2 protein-coding genes are annotated in these 1,766 nt (G+C 73.8%); both read left to right on the plus strand.

Annotated features, from left to right (window positions below; all coding sequences use genetic code 11):
• A partial coding sequence (locus SACPADRAFT_RS27195) for a thiamine pyrophosphate-binding protein (protein WP_007027501.1) occupies positions 1-973 on the plus strand: 973 nt, incomplete at its 5' end.
• Between the two features lie 110 nt (positions 974-1,083).
• Positions 1,084-1,766, plus strand: a 683-nt coding sequence (locus SACPADRAFT_RS0211535; protein ID WP_007027502.1) for an MFS transporter, incomplete at its 3' end; no start/stop codon positions are given.

Raw genomic sequence — 1,766 nt, forward strand, 5'->3', positions numbered from 1 at the left:
GGAGGCCGTCGGGCGCCTGGCCGAGCGCCTGGCCGCCCCGATCGTCACGACGTTCGCCGCCCGCGGTCTCGTGCCGCCCGACCATCCGTGCCTCGCGCCGGACCCCGTGCACACCCCGGAGGTGGGGGCGCTGTGGGACGAGGCGGACGTCGTCCTCGCGGTCGGCACCGACCTCGACGGGGCGATGACGCAGAACTGGCGGATGCCGCGCCCGCCCGGCCTGATCGCGGTCAACGTGGACCCGGCGGACGCGGCGAAGAACTACCCACCGGACCTCGTCCTGGGCGGGGACGCCCGCGAGGTGTGCGAGCAGCTGCTGCCGGGGCTCGCGGCGCGGCCGGGTCTCGACGAGCTGAGCGGCAGGCTCGACGAGATCGAGCGGCGGGTGCGCAGGCGGATCCGTAAGGAGGAGCCGCACGCCGCCGAGCTGCTGTCGGCGCTGAAGGAGACCCTGCCCGAGGGGTCGGTGCTGGTGGCGGACATGTGTGTGGCGGGCTACTGGATCGGCGGGTTCTACCGGGCCGCGGGGCCGCGCAGACTGGCCTACCCGATGGGCTGGGGCACGCTCGGGTTCGGTGTGCCCGCGTCGTTGGGGGTGGCGGCGGCCGGGGTGCCGCGTGCGGTGTGCGTCACCGGGGACGGCGGATTCCTGTCCGGCAGCGGCGAACTGGCCACGGCGATCCAGGAGGATCTGCCGGTGACGGTGGTGATCGTGGACGACGGCGGCTACGGGATGCTGCGCTACGACCAGACCCGGTCCGGCCTGGCGCACCGTGGGGTCGACCTCGTCACCCCCGATTTCGTCGGCCTGGCGAAGTCGTTCGGCCTGCACGCCGACCGCGTGGACGGCTTCGGCAGGGCGTTCCGTCGGCTGCTGCGCGAGTTCACCCGTTCCGAGGAACCGAACGTCCTGGTGGTGAACGCGGAGCTGAGTCCGCCGCTGAACACCTCGCCCCGCTGGTACCGCCGGTAGTGACCGTCGCGGGTGACGGACAACACACCCGGGCGGGAGTATCCTGCGCGGCCATGAGGACCTTTTCTTGACTGACGTCCGCCGACCCCGCACGCACGTTGGTGCGGCGGATGCGCCTGTGGGCGCTGCTCGCGGACACGATCCCGCTCTATCCGCTCTACGCGTTGCTGTTCGCCGAGGTGGGACTGTCCGACGCGGAGATCTCCGCGTTGTTCGTCGTCTGGTCGGTGGCCGCCGTGGTCGTCGAGGTGCCGAGCGGGGCGCTGGCCGACCGGTTCTCCCGGCGCGGGGCCCTCGCCGCGGGAGGCGTGTTCCAGGCGGCCGGGTACCTGCTCTGGATCACCCTCCCCGGGTTCACCGTGTTCGCGGCCGGATTCGTGCTGTGGGCCCTCGGTGGCGCGCTGCTCTCCGGCTCGCGGGAGGCCCTGCTGCACGACGGGCTGGCCGCGGTGGGCCGGGCGGAGCGCTTCGCCCCGGTCTACGGACAGCTCAACGCACTGGAACTCGTCGCACAGGTCCCCGCCGCACTGTCGGCGACCGTGCTGTTCGCGGTCGGTGAGTTCACCCTGGTCGGGTGGGTGAGCGTGGGAATGTGCCTCACCGCCGCCGCCGTCGCCACGCGGATCCCCGAACCCGCCCGGTCCGCCCGCACACGGCCGTCACCCGGTGCCGGACCGCGGGAGTGGCCCGGCACCCCGGCGGGCGGTTACCTCGCCGTGCTCCGGGCCGGTGGGACGGAGGCGTTCGCCGACCCCGCCGTCCGCGGACCGGTGCTCGCCGTGGCGCTGCTCGC

The organism is Saccharomonospora iraqiensis subsp. paurometabolica YIM 90007 (assembly GCF_000231035.2).
Lineage (GTDB): Bacteria > Actinomycetota > Actinomycetes > Mycobacteriales > Pseudonocardiaceae > Saccharomonospora > Saccharomonospora paurometabolica.